General features: G+C 60.2%; 13 protein-coding genes. 8 read left to right on the forward strand and 5 right to left on the reverse strand.

Translation table 11 applies throughout. From position 1 onward, the window contains the following. Nucleotides 1-527 precede the first annotated feature (527 nt). The 3 genes from QWZ03_RS13790 (at nt 528) to QWZ03_RS13800 (ending at nt 8,510) form a co-directional block, all read left to right on the forward strand. Entirely contained in the window at nt 528-3,344 is a 2,817-nt protein-coding gene (locus QWZ03_RS13790; protein WP_290333247.1) for a TonB-dependent receptor domain-containing protein, read from the forward strand. 378 nt (nt 3,345-3,722) lie between these two features. Next, nucleotides 3,723-6,449: a TonB-dependent receptor gene (locus QWZ03_RS13795; protein ID WP_290333248.1), complete on the forward strand. Its 2,727-nt coding sequence runs from the start codon at nt 3,723-3,725 to the stop codon at nt 6,447-6,449. Between the two features lie 108 nt (nt 6,450-6,557). After that, nucleotides 6,558-8,510: an alpha/beta hydrolase family protein gene (locus QWZ03_RS13800; RefSeq protein ID WP_290333249.1), complete on the forward strand. Its 1,953-nt coding sequence runs from the start codon at nt 6,558-6,560 to the stop codon at nt 8,508-8,510. Between the two features lie 135 nt (nt 8,511-8,645). On the opposite strand, the gene miaA is transcribed toward QWZ03_RS13800, so the two are convergent. From miaA to mutL, 3 genes are read right to left on the reverse strand one after another with little or no spacing between them, the layout of a single operon-like run. Continuing rightward, nucleotides 8,646-9,578 (reverse strand): tRNA (adenosine(37)-N6)-dimethylallyltransferase MiaA, encoded by a 933-nt coding sequence (miaA, locus tag QWZ03_RS13805; RefSeq protein ID WP_290333250.1) that lies wholly within the window; start codon nt 9,576-9,578, stop codon nt 8,646-8,648. Continuing rightward, complete coding sequence (locus tag QWZ03_RS13810) at nt 9,575-10,345, reverse strand: hypothetical protein (protein WP_290333251.1); 771 nt, start codon at nt 10,343-10,345, stop codon at nt 9,575-9,577. Before QWZ03_RS13810 ends, miaA begins: the two co-directional genes overlap by 4 nt. A 1-nt stretch (nt 10,346) precedes the next feature. Continuing rightward, complete coding sequence (gene mutL / locus QWZ03_RS13815; RefSeq protein ID WP_290333252.1) at nt 10,347-12,185, reverse strand: DNA mismatch repair endonuclease MutL; 1,839 nt, start codon at nt 12,183-12,185, stop codon at nt 10,347-10,349. Nucleotides 12,186-12,253: 68 nt separating this feature from the next. Here mutL and QWZ03_RS13820 point away from each other — a divergent pair, with 68 nt between their 5' ends. Next, nucleotides 12,254-12,631 (forward strand): response regulator, encoded by a 378-nt coding sequence (locus QWZ03_RS13820; RefSeq protein ID WP_290333253.1) that lies wholly within the window; start codon nt 12,254-12,256, stop codon nt 12,629-12,631. A gap of 184 nt (nt 12,632-12,815) precedes the next feature. Here QWZ03_RS13820 and QWZ03_RS13825 read toward each other — a convergent pair whose 3' ends face one another. Both QWZ03_RS13825 and tsaE read right to left on the reverse strand, forming a co-directional pair. Then, nucleotides 12,816-14,099 carry an N-acetylmuramoyl-L-alanine amidase gene (locus tag QWZ03_RS13825; RefSeq protein WP_290333254.1) on the reverse strand — a complete coding sequence of 428 codons (1,284 nt, stop codon included), beginning with the start codon at nt 14,097-14,099 and terminating at the stop codon, nt 12,816-12,818. Then, complete coding sequence (tsaE, locus tag QWZ03_RS13830; RefSeq protein WP_284194876.1) at nt 14,051-14,548, reverse strand: tRNA (adenosine(37)-N6)-threonylcarbamoyltransferase complex ATPase subunit type 1 TsaE; 498 nt, start codon at nt 14,546-14,548, stop codon at nt 14,051-14,053. Before tsaE ends, QWZ03_RS13825 begins: the two co-directional genes overlap by 49 nt. Here tsaE and queG point away from each other — a divergent pair. From queG to purB, 4 genes are all read left to right on the forward strand, one after another. Continuing rightward, a complete protein-coding gene (queG, locus tag QWZ03_RS13835; protein WP_290333255.1) occupies nt 14,543-15,643 on the forward strand; it encodes a tRNA epoxyqueuosine(34) reductase QueG in 1,101 nt (366 codons plus the stop codon). The two genes, tsaE and queG, sit on opposite strands and share 6 nt — an antisense overlap. A gap of 66 nt (nt 15,644-15,709) precedes the next feature. Further along, a complete protein-coding gene (gene murI / locus QWZ03_RS13840) occupies nt 15,710-16,519 on the forward strand; it encodes a glutamate racemase (protein WP_284194878.1) in 810 nt (269 codons plus the stop codon). A gap of 99 nt (nt 16,520-16,618) precedes the next feature. Beyond that, nucleotides 16,619-17,167, forward strand: a complete 549-nt coding sequence (locus tag QWZ03_RS13845) for a hypothetical protein (RefSeq protein WP_290333256.1) — start codon at nt 16,619-16,621, stop codon at nt 17,165-17,167. A 134-nt stretch (nt 17,168-17,301) separates the two neighbouring features. Further along, nucleotides 17,302-18,669, forward strand: coding sequence for an adenylosuccinate lyase (purB, locus tag QWZ03_RS13850; protein WP_290333257.1), 1,368 nt, complete (start codon nt 17,302-17,304; stop codon nt 18,667-18,669). Nucleotides 18,670-18,700 lie beyond the last annotated feature (31 nt).

The following is an 18,700-nucleotide window of genomic DNA, read 5'->3' on the forward strand; positions in this document are numbered from 1 at the left end:
CTTCATTACCTTGCCCTCAACTCTCACAAGACCAACATATATATTTAGTCAGCGCCGCAAGCCGACAACCTTTGGCTCTTATCAACCCACCTAGACGCCTCACGCGAACGGGCATAGACCGCGAACGCTCGCTGCCGATGCCATAGAAAACGCCGCGCAGCGCGCGGCGATTGGTGCGGAAAAGTATAGCACCGGCATGGCCACACACCATGCCCCCCGCGAACTCTCGGTGCAGGCACCAACCCTGCAGGCGAATTTCCGCAGAAGATTCCTGCCTACCGCACATGCCTATTGCTTTCCTGCGACACAGGGCCAGCCCTCTCCTCAGGCAGGCATGCCATACCCAACGCCGAGTCAATAAATGTTGCAAATAAGAAACAGGTAGCACTATAAAACCACTGATGCCGCACCAATGATGACGCAAGCCTCATGACTACGTAATATCCGCCCCCCTGTTGATTGACTGTAGCTATCGGTCAGCAGCAGGAACAGCGGACATTTTGTAGTTTTTGGGGAGTTATTCTGTTATGCAAATGAAGTACCTGGCCCTGGCCGTAGCAGCTCTGGGCTATACCGGTCACACCCACGCAGCCGATACCGCCACGCCGATCGAGAAAATCGAAGTCACCGGTTCCAATATTAAGCGCCTGAGCAAGGAAACTGCATCCCCAGTACAGGTTATGTCCCGTGAAGACATACAACGCACCGGCGCCAACACTTTCCGCGAATTCATCGACACCCTGTCATCGTCTTCTTCTAGTGCCCTCAGCGATATAGGTGGCAGCAGCTCCTTTGCCAGTGGGTCATCCGGCGCCTCCTTGCGTAACATGGGCAAGGCCTCCACGCTGGTACTTCTGAACAGCCGCCGCGTCTCCAACTATGCCCTAGGCGATGGCGCGCAAGAAAACTTCGTCAACCTTGACGCTTTGCCTACCGAAGCAATCGAGCGCGTCGAAATCCTCAAGGATGGCGCATCTGCCATCTATGGCTCCGATGCCGTCGCAGGTGTGATCAACATCATTACCCGCCGTAACTACACTGGTCTCAAACTCAAGGCATCGCATCAACAGTCCGTGGACCAGGGCAAGCTGGAGCAGCAGAACGCCAGCATCACGGCCGGTTTTGGCAATGCGAACGAAGATCGCTACAACGTACTGATCAACGCAGATTTCTATCAGCGCGATGACTACACTTTCCGCGAGCTGTTTGGCGAGAGCAACAAGACCGCCCTGGCACTGAATCCCAGCATCGGTACTTTCTCCACCTTCTCCTTCCCCGGCAACCTGGTTGGTGGTGGTCAGACAGGCCCTCTGGCAGGTTGCGACACCAGCATGGTACAGGGTGGCCTGTGCCGCTTTGACCAGTGGGCTCGTATCGGTGCAGTTCCCAGGTCCAAACGCGCAAATTTTTTCAGCTCGGGCGAATTCCGCTTCAGTGACGAACTGAAGGCGTTCGGCGACATCAGCTACTCCAAGATTCAGACCAAGTACAAGGGCACCCCTCCCGCTTACGGCGCTGCCTTGGGCACCACCGAGTGGGCAGCTGCTGACGGCTCTATCCAGGTATTCACTCCACGCGGCCTGCCTGCGCAACACCCACTGAACAAGTCCGGCTCCGAGATCGAATTCCGCTATCGCTTTGCCGATGCCGAGCCGCTGCTGGGCACCAAGGTTGATTCCGACCAGTACCGCTTCATGGGCGGCCTGAAGGGCATTGCCGGAAACTGGGATTGGGAAACCGCTGCCGGTTACACCTTTGCCAAGACAGTCATGACCCAACGCAGCCAATACAGCCGCAAGGGTTTCAAGGAAGTCATCGGCGACTACGACATGGATGATCCCCTGTTCTTCAACAAGGCCTACAAAATTGGCCAGCAGAACAGCCGTGAAGTCCTCAACACGCTCTTCCCGCAATATGTGACCCAAGGCGAGACCTCGCAGTCCTTCATTGACGGCAAGTTCTCCAACTCGGCCCTGGCCGAGCTGCCCGCCGGCCCGCTGGGCATAGCAGCTGGTTTCGACCTGCGTCGCGAGGATTACGAAAGTAAGGATAGCGATATTCTGGCCAAGGAAGCTGATCTGGTTGGTCGTGGCTCCTCTGCCGCACAGGGCTCGCGCACCTATGGCGCAGCCTTTGTCGAACTGAATGTGCCTGTGGTGGATAAGCTGGAAGCCCAGTTGGCCGCACGCGTCGATAAGTTCGAGAACTTTGATGCCCACGTCTCGCCCAAGCTGGGCCTGCGCTTCCAGGCATCCCCCAGCCTGATCCTGCGCGGCACCTTTGCTGGCGGCTTCCGTGCACCCAACCTGCTGGAGTCCAGCGATTCAGAGCTGCGCGCCTTTGCCCCCGACCTATCCGACCCTCAGCGATGTGATGCCGCAACCCGCGTCTACAACTCACTGAACGCGGATGCAGATGCCTCCACCAACCCTACCGAAGCGGCACTACTGCGCGCCAAGGCGGAATCGGTGTACGGCGACAGCTGCTCGTTCTCTCTGGCATCGCGCACCAAGTCGAACAAGAACCTGAAACCCGAGACCTCGGATAGCAAGACCCTGGGTTTCGTGTTCGAACCAGCCAAGGGCTTCAGTGTCTCGGTCGACTATTGGCATATCGCTCGCAAGAACGAGATCAATAGCCGCAGCGCTCAGGAAGTGCTCAACAATGAGAGCAATTTCCCAGGACAGGTTACCCGCTCAGCCGCTTTGTCCGCCCTGGACATTGAGATGAACCAGCGCTATGCAGGCCGTGCAGACCACCAGATCACTGCAAACAAGCTGACTGGTATTACCCGTGTCTACGAGAACATCTCCAAGACCAAGACCTCCGGCTATGACATCGACCTGCAGACCTCCTTCCGCCCGACAGGCCTGGGCAAGTTGGATGTCGACCTCAGCGCCACCTACACCAAGGATCTGTACTCTTGGTCTGATGAGCTGAAGGCCTATGGCGACAATCTGGCTGGCCGCTATCGATACTCCCGCCTGAAGTCCATCTTGTCGGCTGACTGGTCTTACGGTGTGTATTCGGTAGGCGTACGAACCAACTTTGCTTCGGGTTACGCACTGCAGGAAGACTACACGGATACGACCTACTCACCAGCAGGTTGCGCACGCCTGCGCTATACCGAAGCGCAATGCCGTGTTGGTTCGCACACCACAGTGGACTTGGCGTTGGGTTACACAGGCATCAAGAACCTGAGCCTGATGCTGAACGTGAAGAACCTGATGAACCGCGATGAGCCGCTGGATCTGCGCCAGTACCGCAGCGACGCCACTGACACGCATTCGAACGCCCGTCAGTTGCGTATGGTCAAGGTCAGCGCCGACTACAAGTTCTATTGATGAAGTCAAAGGGCCACCAAAGGCCCTAGGCAGCACTCCGCTTAAAAAATGGCCCTCGGATTCGAGGGCCATTTTATTTACCACATCCTTATGCAGTGCATCAGATGCGCTCAGAATCTGCATGACAAAATACGAAAGCATCTTGACCCAAGCAGGCAGCAACTCACCCCTTTAGTGCTTCGTGATTGCAGTCGGCAGCAAGCCTCGCGGGCGCCATCGGTTCGTCGCGATTACCCAACACTACCACTGCAATAAGGAGACAATATTTCTCCTGAACCACACCTGAATGGTAGCTTGCACGGGTTGCGGAATACGCACGAATGCCTATCTGGCAATTCAGGAAAACCCGCCTCGCACACCTTAGGGGAGTATCACCAGATGAAGTTCAACTGCCTTGCCATCGCCTTATCCAGCGTTGGCTTCTGCCTCGCCGCCCATGCGGCCGATCCCGCCACTGCGGCACCTGAGCCCAAGGTCGAAAAGATCACTGTTACCGGCTCCAACATCAAGCGCATCTCGCGCGAGACCGCTTCGCCGGTAATGATCATTACCAATGAGCAGATGAAGCGTGGTGGTGCCACGACGCTGACTGAAGTGCTGCGCAACATTTCCGTCAACGTTGGTGGTATCGATGAGAACCGCACCAGCGGCTTTACCGCAGGCGCTTCCGGTCTCAACCTGCGTGGTCTGGGTAGCCAAGCCACCCTGATGCTGATCAATGGCCGCCGTCTTGCTGCCTACGCCCAACCCGAATTCCAGACCACTTTCGTTGACCTGAACACCCTGCCCATGGGTGCGGTTGATCGCATCGAAGTGCTGAAGGACGGCGCATCGGCTATTTATGGTTCGGAAGCCATGGCCGGCGTGGTTAACATCATTCTGAAGGAAAGCTATGAAGGCCTGGAAATTGGCGCTTCCTATGGCGAATCCGAAGTCGGCGACGGCGAGACTGCCCGAGCAACCGCCAGTTTTGGCTACGGCAACCTGACGGAACAGCACTTCAATGCTTTCGCCACCCTGGACATCCGCCAGCAAAAGCCTTCCTTCCTGAAGAACCGCGGCGGCTACATTGGCACGCAGGATTTGCGCGCCTATGGGTATTCCGACCAGCGTAACCTGTATACCGCACCAGGCAATATCTACTGGACCGACAAGGCCACCGGCAAGTTCAATGCCCGCCCCATTGACGGCAAAGCCTGCCCGGCCGATCAGCAGGTCGATGCCGCTGACTTCTTCGGCGCCAGCGGCATGCCTGGCGGCAAGGTCTGTGTATTCGATGACCTGAAGGACGCTGACTTCAACTCTGGTGGCAAAAGCGATCGCTTCTCGCTGACCTCGGTATTCAACTGGCAGCCGAATGCTGATACCAAGGTATGGGCCGAAGTCATGCGCACCCAGAACAAGGCACGCGTAACCGGCCAGTTGCACTGGGTTGCCATGCAACTGGGCCAGGAAATTGGTGCCCTGCCCATTACCCACCCACAATATCCACAAGAGCTGATCGGCCCTGATGGCAAGACTTTGGCCGGTGGCAACGGTACGGTACGCCTGCGTTCGCAGCTGAAGAACCTGCCGGCACAGGGCCAGCAGAACACCACTGACTTCGGTCGATACCTGGTTGGTGCCAAGGGTGTACTGGGTAACTGGGATTGGGAAACTGCCATCCTGACCAACTCCAGCGAAGTGGAATCACGTGCCACTGGCGGTCTGCTGAACTCCAAGTTCATCGAAGCCGTACAGACCGGCAAGTTCTTGTTCGGCGATGTAGCCGGCAATGCTGCTCTCTATCCCAGCCTGGTCACAAACAGTGCCAGTCATTACAAGTCCTCCATGAGCTTGTGGGACGCAAAGGCTAGCGGCGAGTTGCTTGAACTGCCTGCTGGTCCCTTGTCCATGGCAGTCGGTGTGGAAGCACGTCGCGAAAGCCTGGAGACCAATCCAGATCCAAACGCCGTAGCCGGTGAGCTGTACCATAGCGCCGAACTGCCGCCGCCCATGTCGAATAGCCGCAATATCCGCTCGATATATAGCGAGTTGAATATTCCTATTCTGAGCAATCTGGAAGCACAGTTGGCCGCACGCCACGACCGCTACTCGGACTACGGCAAGTCGACCACCCCCAAGCTGGGCCTGAAGTGGACCCCCTGGTCGTCGCTGGTTCTGCGTAGCACCTATGCAGAAGGCTTCCGCGCTCCCACCCTGGTGGAAAACTCGACAGCTATCTCGAACGCCTTTATTTCCTTCCAGGATCCGGCACGCTGCAATGCCAGCTTCAAGGAAGGCTGTAATGCGCAAAGCCCCTACCAGAGTGGCTCCAACCCCAACCTCGGGCCAGAAAAGGGTGAAAGCTTCACCTACGGTTTTGTGTGGGAACCCAACCAGTCCTTCAATATGTCGGTCGACTTCTGGCGTATCAAGCGCAAGAATGAAATTTCGACGTACGACCTGACCACAGTACTGGCTAACGAAGCCTTGTTTGCCAATAACCCTGCTACGGTCATCGTGCGCGATCCGCTGACAGCTGCAGACGCTGCCAACGGCGCTACCAAGGGCGAAATCACTCTAGTCAAGCTGTTGCTGACCAACGTCTCCGTGACCGACGTCAAGGGCGTGGACATGGATCTTCGCGGCCGCTTCAACCTGGGCGCCTACGGTAAGATCGAACCCTCGCTGAACCTGCAATATGTGCAGTCCTATCGCACGGCCCCCACGCCGAATGACCCAATGCTGCAGTACATCGGCACCTCGGGCCAGCCTCGTCTGCAAGGTAGCCTGGGCGTGGGTTGGAAGCAGGGTCCATGGTCGCTGTCTGCCGATGCACGCTATGTTGGCAAGATGGGCGCCGTTGGCTCGCCGAACGAAACCTGCCGCTTTATCGCGGAAGGTTACGAGGAACTTTGCCGTGATATCGCCAGCTTCACCACGGTGAACATCGGCGGCAGCTACAGGGGCTTCAAGAACGTGATACTGAGCGGTGCAGTGAAGAATGCCTTCGACCGCAAGCCACCGTTCTTCCCCTACACCAATGGCCGGAATTACTACGCCCCGTTGCATGATTCCATGGGTCGTTACTTCCAAGCCAGCGCGGTTTACACCTTCTACTAAGAGCACGCTGTAACGATAGGCGCCGGAACTCTGTTTCGGCGCCATCTTTTATTCTGCCGCATGATTTTGATGCCCCTACACATCACGGCACCTGATTGGAGAAGCACGGTGAAACACCGAATCCTGCACAGCATTGCCCTGGGCCTGCTGCTCGCGACCGCCCCGTTGTCATATGCAGCAGCCGAGCCCAAGCTCGTCCCCATCGAGGACTTTTTCACTCGCCCGCAATATGGCTCCCCCGTACTGTCACCCAACGGCGACAAGCTGTCGGTGATTACCCCGGTTAACGGTCGTCTGGCTCTGGCAGTAATCGACCTGAAAACACGCGAAGCCAATGTCCTGGCCTCCAGCAAGTTGTGGGATGCATCCGGTGTCCGCTGGATCAATAACAACCGTTTGATGTTCCACGTCCAGGATACCAAGGGCACCATGGAACAAGCCCGCGGTCAGGGCCCGTTCGCCATCAATGCGGACGGTAGCGGTTTCCGTAATCTTGCCGAAAAGATGTCTATTAGCGTGCTGGATGTCCCCCAGGATGGCAGCAACGACATACTGGTGACCAGTAGCAAACGCAGTCCCGGCGCAGGGCAGGATGACTTTGGCAATAGCGACGTCTACCTGATGGACACGAGCAATGGTCGTACTCGTTTGCTGACCTTCAACAATCCAGGCAAGGTTGCCGAATGGGTGGTGGACAGCAAGAAGCAGGTACGTGCCGCCGTATCTTTTTACGGTGACAAGGCAACCGGCAGGTTCAAATACAAAGTCAGCTATCGCGAGAACAACGATGCTGCATGGCGGACCATCACGGAATACCTGATGGACGATGAAGGCTATGCGCCTATCGCCTTCGATGCCGACGACAAGACCATGCTGGTCGTGGGCCGTAACAAGGAGGACACCGACGGTCTCTACACTTGGGACTTCGAAGCTGGAAAACCCAAGGAACTACTGTTCCGCCACCCCGAAGCCGATTTCCAGCAGGGTATCATCCGTGACGCAGCCAGCCGTAAGATAGTAGGCATCAGCATCAATGCGCATAAGCCAGAGATCCATTATTTCAATGAGCAATGGGCCAAATGGCAGGCAGAGTTCGATGCCACCTTCCCTGGCAGCCTCAATACCATCCAAAAACGTGGCGAGCGCATGCTGGTCACCACTTCATCGGATATCGAACCGGGTCGTGCCTTCCTCTATGAGGCAGCAACCAGCACGCTGGAGCCATTGCTGTCCTACAAGCCAGAGATCAACCCCGAGCAGATGTCACCGATGCAGACTGTCAAGTATGTCGCCCGTGATGGCCTGACCATTCCCGGCTACCTGACACTACCCAAGGACAAGGCAGCAAAGAACCTGCCCTTGGTAGCATTCATCCACGGTGGTCCGCACGCCCGCGATAGCTGGGGCTTCGATCCTTCTGTACAGCACATGGCTTCGCGTGGTTACGCCGTGCTGCAACCCAACTTCCGTATGTCCACAGGACTGGGCTGGAAGCTGCACCGCGCGGGCTGGAAGCAATGGGGCCTAGCCATGCAGGATGATATTACCGACGGTGTGAACTGGCTGGTCAAACAAGGCATAGTCGACCCCAAGCGCGTTTGCATCATGGGCGCCAGCTATGGTGGTTACGCCACGATGTACGGTTTGGTGAAAGACCCTGATCTCTATCAATGCGGCATCAACTTTGTTGGCGTGACGGACATCAACATGCTCTTCAGCGTTGCCTGGTCTGATACTGCCGATAGTGCCTGGTCACGCTATCGTCAAAAGGACCTGCATGGCGATCCAGATAAAGATGTGGAGTACATGAAGAAATCTTCTGCCCTGGAGAATGCATCGCGTATCACCAAACCCGTCATGATGGCCTACGGCTCCGAAGACATCCGCGTGCCACTGGTTCATGGCGAGAAGATGCGGGACAAGCTGCGCAAGCAAGGCACGCCTGTCGAGTGGATAGTCTATGCTGGCGAAGGCCATGGTTGGACCAAACTGGAAAATCAGGTCGATTTTGCCAAGCAGGTTGAAAACTTCCTGGGCAAATACATCGGCGACAAGAAGTAAAAAGGCATCGTAGTCATCAACCCAAGCGAAACCGCCATTGCCCGGTTTTGCTTTGGGTGGTCGCACCAAAACAAAATGCCACACCATGTGTGGCATTTTGTTTACTAAGCATCAAGTCAGCTGACTAACCCACGATCACGGCGTCGGCAATTCTATACCCTGTATCGCCGAAGCAGATTCCAGGGGGATCACCCCACCATCTGCCGCCATCCCCCTCAACCAGGTAATCTGCCGTTTGGCCAGTTGCCGCGTGGCATAAATGCCCCGCTCGCACAGTTCCTTGTAGTCCAGCCTTCCTTCCAGATAGTCCCAGGTTTGCCGGTAGCCCACACAGCGCATTGATGGCATCTCTGGTTCAAGCTCGGGGTAGTGCCGGCGTAGGCCTGCCACTTCGTCGATCAGCCCCTCCTTCAGCATCTGCTCAAACCGTAGCGCGATGCGTGCATGCAGCTCCGCCCTGTCTGGCGGCATCAAGGCCAGCCGGGTCAGGGCATAAGGTAGCGGCTCCACCTGTCGTTGCTCCGCCAGCAAGGAGGCCATGGTGCGTCCCGACGCCAGAAAAATCTCCAGCGCCCGGCCTATGCGCTGGCTGTCATTGGGGGCCAGCCGCGCGGCGGTAGCCGGGTCTATCTGCTGCAGCCTGGCATGCATGGCCGGCCACCCCTCGGCTGCCGCATCGGCTTCCAGTTGCTGGCGTATGGCCGGGTCTGCCGAGGGCAGGTCGTGCAGGCCGTGCTGCAGGGCGTTGAAGTACAGCATGGTGCCCCCAACCAGCAGCGGTACCTTGCCGCGAGCGGTGATCTCGGCCATCAGCTGCAGGGCATCGTGGCGGAATTGCGCGGCGGAGTAAGTCTCCAGCGGCGAGATGATGTCAATCAGGTGGTGCGGCGCCACCGCCAGCGTGGCCGCATCGGGCTTGGCCGTGCCGATGTCCATATCGCGATAGACCAGGGCCGAATCGACCGAGATCAGTTCGACGGGCAGGCGCTGCGCCAGCTCCACCGCCAGCGCCGTCTTGCCGCTGGCCGTCGGGCCCATCAGGAAAATTGCAGGTGGCAGAGTACTCATGCCGATCTCCTCGCCCAAAGTGTGGCTAGCCAGCCCACCGCACCACCAGCCAGCGCCGAGACCAGCAAGGCCCACCAGCCCAGTGGCGCGATGGTTTCGGCCAGCACCAGAAAAAACACGGCAAACCCCATCAGGCCGGTCAAGAAACCGCGCAAGGCCAGCAGCAATGCATCGCGGCCCGCATTGGCATAGGTAAAGGCCGGGATGACCGTAGCGGCAACCGGCGCACCGGCAAACACACCGGTCAGCGCAGGCCCCAGCAAGGGCGAGGCGGTAGACAAACCGAACACCAGGCAGGCCGCCGCCAATATGCGCACCAGTAGTTCGCTGCGCGGCAAGGTCGCCGCAGGGGGCGCGGCGCGCGGCTTGGGCAAGAGCCGGGTGGCCGCCAGCCATAGCCCGGCCACCACCAGCACGGCCACCCAGCGCGATTCCGCCAGGCCCAGCCCATAAACGCCGAAGGCCATCAGCAGATAAGCCCCCCAGCCGGCCAGGATGGCACCGGGCCAGCGCAGATAGGCGCTGGCATAGCCCACCCCTAGCATATAGGCCACATTGCCCCACACCCCGGCGGGTGAGGATAAAGCCACCTGGGCGGCATAGTGCTCGCCCTGGGTCAGCCACAGCACCACCACCAGCGGCCCCGCCACGATGGGCAGCCCACCCAGCATGCCCGCCACATTCGGCCCCCAGCGTCTGCCCGCCAGGCTGGCCAGCCCGATCAGCAGCGGCGACAAGGTCAGCTTGGTCAGCAACAGCACGCTCATGCTATTGCCCCCGCATGAACAGCTTGTCCAGCTCGTTCATGCTGAGCCGGAACCAGGTCGGCCGGCCATGGTTGCATTGGCCGCTGCGCTCGGTGGCCTCCATCTCGCGCAGCAGGGCATTCATCTCTGGCAGGGTCAGGCTGCGGTTGGCCCGCACAGCCCCGTGGCAAGCCATGCTGGCCAGCAGGGCATCGCGTTTTTCGGTCAGTACGCGGCTGGCGCCTACCTCGCGGATATCGGCCAGCACCGAGCGAGCCAGCTCTACCGGGTCGGCGTCGCGCAACAGCATGGGAATGGAGCGCACTGCCAGCTGGGTCGGCCCCATGACGGCCATTTCAAACCCCAGCAGGCCGAGCGCCTCGGCGTGCTCTTCCACGGTCGCCACATCCAGCCGGTCTGCCGGGAAGGCCAGCGGTATCAGCAGCGGCTGGGTAGGCAGCCTGTCGGTATCCAGGGCGGTCTTGAGCTTCTCGTACACTACCCGCTCATGTGCCGCATGCATATCCACCACGATCAAGCCATCGCGGGCCTGCGCCAGCACATACACGCCATGCAACTGCGCCAGGGCAAAGCCAAGCGGCGGCAGGTCGTCGTCGCTGCTGGGCAAAGGTCGGGCAGGATAGCCAGCCAGTGGCGGTGCCTGCGGCTGCAACGCCGAGCTGGCGGGCGCCTCTAGGGGCGCCGCCCATTCCGCCTCACGCACTCCGGCGAACAGGGTGCCGTAGAAATTGCCTGCAGCCGACTCCTGCACGCCCAGCGGCATGCGCATCTGCTGGAAAGTGGGCGCATAGGCGACATTGCTAGGGCCACCGTCGGGCTGGGCCGGCGCCTCAGCGGATACAGCTGCACCCGCCCGGGTCTCGGCCAAGGCCTTGTTGAGGGCGTGGAACAGAAAACGGTGGATGGCCTGCGACTCACGAAACCGCACCTCAGTCTTGGTGGGGTGTACGTTCACGTCCACTGCCTCCGGGTCCAGCTCGATAAACAGCACATACAGGGGCTGCCTATCCAGATGCAACACGTCGCGATAAGCCTCGCGCACGGCATGCAGCACCACCTTGTCACGCACAAACCGGCCATTGACGAAGACAAACTGGGCATCGCGGCTGGCCCGCGACACGGTGGGCGAACCGGCAAAACCCGTCAGACGCAGGCTGGCCGCCTGAGCCTCTATGGTCAGCATGGTGTCGGCAAACTCATTGCCCAGCACGGCACGCATGCGCTCGCTGGCAGTCTCTGCCTTCAACCGCCATTGCACCTTGCCGTTATGGGTCAAGGTCAAGGCCAGGTCGGGGCGCGACAAGGCAATGCGTTTGAAGGCATCCTCACAATGGGCGTATTCGGTGGCGGGGGTTTTCAGGAACTTGCGGCGCGCCGGCACATTGAAATACAGGTCGCGCACCTCGACCGAAGTGCCTGCCGACAGCGATGCCGGCTCCGCCTCATGGATGCTGCCGTTGTCCGCCTCGACCCGCCAGGCCTGGGACGAGCCGGCTTCGCGGCTGCTCAAGAGCAGTTGCGACACCGACGCAATACTGGCCAGGCCTTCACCCCGAAAACCCAGGGTGCGCACCCGGTGCAGGTCTTCCAGGCTGGCTATCTTGCTGGTGGCATGCCGGCTGAGCGCCAGGCTCAATTCGTCACGGGCAATGCCGGCGCCATCGTCGGTCACCCGTATCAGTTTGCTTCCCCCTTCCGCCAAGTCTACGCTGAGAGTGGTCGCACCCGCGTCCAGGCTGTTTTCCAGCAACTCCTTCAGAGCCGAGGCGGGTCGCTCCACTACCTCGCCAGCAGCGATCTGGTTGACGAGATGGTCGGGCAAGGGGCGTATACGTGACATCAGAAATCGATTCTCGGGGCTGAGCCCGCAGTATATCAGCCGGCCTCAGGCCGCTTTGGGAGAAGCGCATGACCGGGAACAAACCCACCTTCTACGTCATTGATGACGATAGCGTGTTGCGCTCCTTGATACGGGGCATACTGACCGATGCCGGGCTCGATCACGCAGGCGCGGCCGGCTCGGGAGAAGAGGGCTTGAAGGGCTGCCAGGACAAGCAGCCCGATCTGGTGCTGCTGGACATCAACCTGCCCGGCTCCAGCGGCATGGATGTGCTGGCCACCCTCAAGCGCATGAAGCGCTCGCCACGCATCATCATGATCAGCAGCGAAGCCACCCTACCCCGGGTCAAGTCCGCCATGAGCCTGGGGGCAGCAGGCTTTGTGGTCAAACCCTTCACCGCTGCCAAGCTGATCGCCGCCGTCGATAACGCCCTCAGAGGATCGTAGACAAAAACGTTCTCAGGGCCTGGTACGGGGCTTGGCACCCATCAGCAGTGCACGCATCACGACCAGCGTGCAGATGGTGGCGACGGCAAACAGCTTGCCTGGTTTCAACATGGGAACAGTCCTAGCAGGGAATCTGGACACCGCCCGCGTGCAATGCAGCAGCCACGGGCGGCACGGGAGGTGATCAGGCCATCTTGTTGCGCGAAAGGGGCGGGTTTTTAGCCAGATAGCGCTTGATGCCGCTCAGCAGCGCTTCCGCCATCTTGTCCTGGTAACCCTCGTCGGCCAGTTTCTTTTCTTCCTCGGGATTGGAGATAAAGGCCGTCTCCACCAACACTGAGGGAATATCGGGCGCCTTCAGCACGGCAAAACCGGCCTGCTCCACCTGGGGCTTGTGCAGCCGGTTGATCTCGCCCAGCTCGGTCAGCATGGCCTTGCCCAGCTTGAGGCTGTCGTTGATGGTCGCCGTCTGGGTCAGGTCCAGCAGGGTCTGGGCCAGGTGGCGGTCGCGCACATCGAATTTCACGCCGCCTATCAGGTCCGACTCATTCTGCTTTTGCGCCAGCAGGCGTGCCGCCGTGCTGGTCGCACCGCGCTCCGACAGGGCAAACACCGACGAGCCACGGGCATTGGGCTTGACGAAGGCATCGGCGTGAATGGACATGAACAGATCCGCCCCCACCTTGCGCGCCTTGCCCACACGCTGTGCCAAGGGCACGAAATAGTCATCATCACGGGTCAGCACTGCCCGCATATTGGGCTGCTTGTCTATCAGCGCCTTGAGCTTCTTGCCTATGGACAGCGTGACCGTCTTTTCATAGGTTCCGCCGGCGCCCACTGCGCCCGGGTCCTCGCCACCGTGGCCGGGATCGATGGCTATCGTCACCAGCCGGCTGACTTCCAGCCTGTCCCGCTCAGTCGCCTCACCCTGCGGCTTGGCCGCCGGCTTCTCGGGGGCTGCTGCCGGTTTGTCGGGCATGCCCTTGCCGTCGTTCAGCAAGGCCATCAGTGGATCATCCGGCTGGGCGGGGTACAAATCGATCACCAGCCTGTGCTGGTATTCGCCAAATGGTTCCAGGGTAAACACCTGGGGCTTGACCTCGGTTTTGAGATCCAGCACCACCCGCACCGTCCCCGGCTTGAACCGGCCGGCACGCAGCTGGCGCACATAGGGATCATCGGTACCGATGCGCTGGGCTATCTTGTCCAGTTCACTGCCCCAGTCGGCCCCCTCCAGATCCACGACTAGGCGCGCCGGATCCGGCACCATGAACTGGTTGAACTTGAGCGGCGCGCTGGATTCCAGCGTGATGCGGGTATAGGCCTTGGCCGGCCAGACACGGACGGCCACCACGGCGCTGCCAGCAAAGGCGCGAGGGGCGATGCCAAACAGCAGCGTCGCCACGGCGCCCTGCAGCATCAAGCGGCGGGTCGCGTCTGGGCGGAAGCGGTCAAGGTTGCGAGACATGATGCTCCGAGCAAGGTACCGGTAAGGAGGCGAAATGCCCGTCCTTCATCCTGGGGAACAAGGCTGATGGTCCAGTCCGGCACAGGCAATAAACCCTGTGCTTTTTCCGGCCACTCCACCATGCAAATGCTGTCGGGATTGAACATTTCCCTAAAGCCTGCATCCTCCCATTCCAGCGGATCGGCAAACCTATATAAATCAAAGTGATGGAAGTATAAGTTAGAAACCACGTAAGGTTCAACCAGTGTATAGGTCGGACTCTTAACCCGGCCTGAATGGCCCAGTCCCCGCAGTATGCCCCGCGTCAGCGTGGTTTTACCTGCGCCCAGATCGCCTTCCAGAAACACCACCAGCCCGCCCCGCAGCGCTTGCGCCAGCACCTCGCCCATGGCCAGGGTCGCAGCTTCATCGGGCAGGTAGGCAGTCAGGGTATGATCTTGGCTATGCATGGGGATATTCCAACTAAGGACGAACAGGACTGGACAGCACTGGCCAGCGACATCAAACGCTGGGCCGCAGAGCTGGGCTTTGATGCGGTCCAGATAGGCGACGCCGACCTCGGCCCGGCCGCAGCACAAAACCTGCAAGCCTGGCTGGCTGCCGACCAGCATGGCGAGATGGATTATATGGCCAGTCACGGCCTGAAACGTGCCCGGCCTGCGGAACTGGTGCCGGGCACCCGCCGCGTCATTTCATTACGCATGAACTACCGCGCACCGCACGCGCTCGACAGCGAAGCGGTACTGGCCGACGGCGAAGCGGCTTTCATCTCGCGCTATGCGCTGGGACGCGATTATCACAAGGTGTTGCGCAATCGCCTACAGAAACTGGCGGAGCGCATCCAGGCCGCCGGCCATGCCCTGGGCTACCGCGCCTTTGTCGACTCCGCCCCGGTCATGGAAGTCGAAGCCGCCGTGCGGGCAGGCCTGGGCTGGCGGGGCAAGCATACGCTGCTGCTGACCCGCGAGCATGGCTCAATGTTCTTTCTGGGCGAACTGTTTGTCAGCCTGCCCCTGCCCATCGATCCGCCCCTGGTGCAGGAGCACTGCGGCCGCTGCAGCAAGTGCATCGACATCTGCCCCACCCGCGCCATCGTCGCCCCTTACCGGGTCGATGCACGCCGCTGCGTGTCCTACCTCACCATCGAGCTGAAGGGCAGCATTCCGGCCGAGTTCCGCCCACTGATAGGCAACCGCGTCTATGGCTGCGATGACTGCCAACTGGTCTGTCCCTGGAACCGCTTTGCCGTCGATAGCAGCGAGGCCGATTTCGCGGTCCGCAATGGGCTTGATGCAGTCAGCCTAGTGACGCTGTTTGGCTGGAGCGAGACCGAGTTCAACCAGCGCCTGGCCGGCACCGCCATCTATCGCATAGGCCACGAGCGCTGGCTGCGCAATATTGCCGTTGGTCTGGGTAACGCCCCCAGCACACCTGCCGTACTGGCCTCCCTGCAGCAGCGTCAGGACGACCCCAGCGAGCTGGTGCGCGAGCATGTCGCCTGGGCCTTGCAGCAACACCAGGCACGCACGGCAAGCGAGCCCTGATTGACCCCCTATACTGCAGGCGTAGAATCCCGCGCCTACCGCAACCCGCTCCCGCCAGACTGCCCCATGCCCTCCCAGCTTGCCTCCCGACCCATAGGTGTTTTTGATTCCGGCATAGGCGGGCTCACCGTCACCCGGGCGCTGATGGAGCGCCTGCCGTTTGAGGACATCGTCTATTTCGGCGATACCGCCCGCGTCCCCTATGGGGTCAAATCGGTTGCCACGATAGAACAGTTCACCCAGCAGATCGTCGATTTCCTGATGCAGCAGGAGGTCAAGCTGCTGGTCATCGCCTGCAATACCATCTCGGCGGTGGCGGCCAACAAGATACGAGCCCGCGTCAATATCCCGGTCATCGACGTGATAGACGCCGGCGCCCGCAATGCCGTGGCCGTCAGCCGCAATCACGCCATCGGGGTGATCGCCACGCCGACCACCGTCAACAGCAATGCCTATGCCCGTGGCGTGCACACGCTGAACGCCGAGGCCCGCGTCTACTCCCAGGCCTGCCCGCTGCTGGTCCCCCTGGTGGAAGAGGGCTGGCTGGATCATCCCGTCACCCGCATGACAGTGCAGGAATACCTCAAGCCCGTGCTGGCGGAAGGAATCGACACCCTGGTATTGGGCTGCACCCACTACCCGCTGCTCAAGCCGCTGCTGGCGCAGGAAGTCGGCAGCCAGATACGGCTGGTGGACTCCGCAGTCAGCGTGGCCGAGCAGGTAGCCGCCAAGCTGGTGGAGCTGGATCTGGCCAATCCACAGCGGCAGGAACCCACCTATCGCTACTATGTAACCGATATCCCCCTGCGCTTTCAGACCGTGGGCGAACGCTTTCTGGGCCGCAGCCTCAAGCACCTGGAAATGGTTCAGCTATAACCATTGCATCAAGCCCGCCGAGGCGGCACGGTCTAGCAAGCGCTCGGCCGTCATGCCATCATGCACGGCATGACATTCCCCTTATCAGGAGACACCACCATGACCCGTTTTTCTGCCTATAGCCTGGTCGCCGCCTTGATGCTGCTGGCCGGCTGTGCCACCACCCCGTCCGAGCCCGCCAAACCCGCCAGCCCTGTCGTGACGGCACCCAAGCCGGTCGAGCCCGCCAAGCCTGTAGAACCCGCAGCCATCACGCCCGCCCCCAGCTCCAAGCCCGCCGAGATCGTCAAACAGGTGGAGCCAACCCAGCCCGCCACGGCCACCGCCCCCATCGTCGGCAACTGGGAAGGCAAGTGGACCATAGACAGCATGGGCTACGAAGGTAAGACCGTCATCGTCATCGAGAAGCTGGATGGCGCCAATGTGGTCGGCCGCGCCACCATGTTCGACACCCCCTATGGCGACCTGACCGAAGCCTTTGCGCCCGCCACCTTTGATGGCAGCAAGCTCAATGTCAAACACCAGAACAACGCCAGCTACGTACTGACGCTAGGCGAGAAGGACGGCGCCATGCGCCTGTCTGGGCCACTGGTCTACATCACCGAGGCCGGCACCTACAACGGCAATATCCGGGTCAGCAAAAAATAAGGCCGTGGATTAAATCGGCATTAATCCCGGATTAAAAAGCGGCCCAAGGGCCGCTTTTTACATGGTGTCACGCCCGGCGGCACGCCCTGGCGTGATAGAATCCTGCGCTTGTTTTGATTGGATTTTCTGCCCCCATGACGCTTTCCACCCTGACTGCCCTTTCCCCGCTAGACGGCCGCTATCACAAGCAGGTCAATGCCCTGCGCGACTGCTTCAGCGAGTACGCGCTGATCAAGCATCGGGTCAAGGTGGAGGTCGAATGGCTCAAAGCCCTGTCGAATGAACCCGGCATCGTCGAGGTGCCCAGCTTCTCTGACGCCACCGTGGCCGAGCTGGACGAAGTCGTCAGCAACTTCTCCGAGGCCCACGCCGAAGAGGTCAAGGCCATCGAGAGCCGCACCAACCACGACGTCAAGGCCATTGAGTACTGGCTGAAGGAACGCCTGTCAGGCAATCCCGAAATCGGCCCGGTCACCGAGTTCCTGCACTTTGCCTGCACCTCGGAAGACATCAACAACCTGTCGCATGCCCTGATGCTCAAAGCCGGCCGCGCAGCCATGCTGCCCAAGCTCGCCGATATCGTTGCCCGTCTCAAGACCCTGGCGCACGAACTGGCCGACAAGCCCATGATGTCGCGCACCCACGGCCAGCCTGCCACCCCAACCACCATGGGCAAGGAACTGGCCAATATCGCCTACCGGCTGGAGCGCCAGCACAAGCGCATCGCCGAGGTCGAGCTGCTGGGCAAGATCAATGGCGCGGTAGGCAACTACAACGCGCACCTGTCGGCCTACCCTGATGTGGATTGGCCCGGCTTTGCCCGCCGCTTTGTTGAATCGCTGGGCATCAGCTTCAACCCCTACACCATCCAGATTGAGCCGCATGACTACATGAGCGAGCTGTATGACGACTTTGCCCGCGTCAACACCATCCTCATCGACATGAACCGCGATATCTGGGGCTACATCTCCCTGGGCTTCTTCAAGCAGAAGGTCAAGGAAGGCGAAGTAGGCAGCTCCACCATGCCGCACAAGGTCAACCCCATCGACTTCGAGAATTCCGAAGGCAATCTGGGCATGGCCAATGCCATGTTGACCCACCTGAGCCAGAAGCTGCCCATCTCCCGCTGGCAGCGCGACCTGACAGACTCGACCGTGCTGCGCAATATGGGCGTGGCCTTGGGCTACACCCTGCTGGGCTACGCCTCGGCCAGCAAGGGCCTGGACAAGCTGGAAGCCAACCCCAATGCCATGGCCGCCGACCTCGACGCCAACTGGGAAGTCCTGGCCGAACCCATCCAGACCGTGATGCGCCGCTATGCCGTCCCCAATGCCTACGAGCAACTCAAGGATCTGACGCGCGGCAAGGCCGGCATCAATCGCGACACCCTGCACGCCTTCATCAAGACCCTGGCTATCCCTGAATCCGAGAAGGTACGCCTGCTGGCGCTGACACCGGCCAGCTATATCGGCAGCGCCGTCGAACTTGCCCGCAATATTTAAGCCATACGCTATCTGCGGGCTGCCAAGCAGC

Source organism: Chitinimonas viridis (genome assembly GCF_030409555.1).
In the GTDB taxonomy this organism is placed as follows: Bacteria; Pseudomonadota; Gammaproteobacteria; order Burkholderiales; family Chitinimonadaceae; genus Chitinimonas; species Chitinimonas viridis.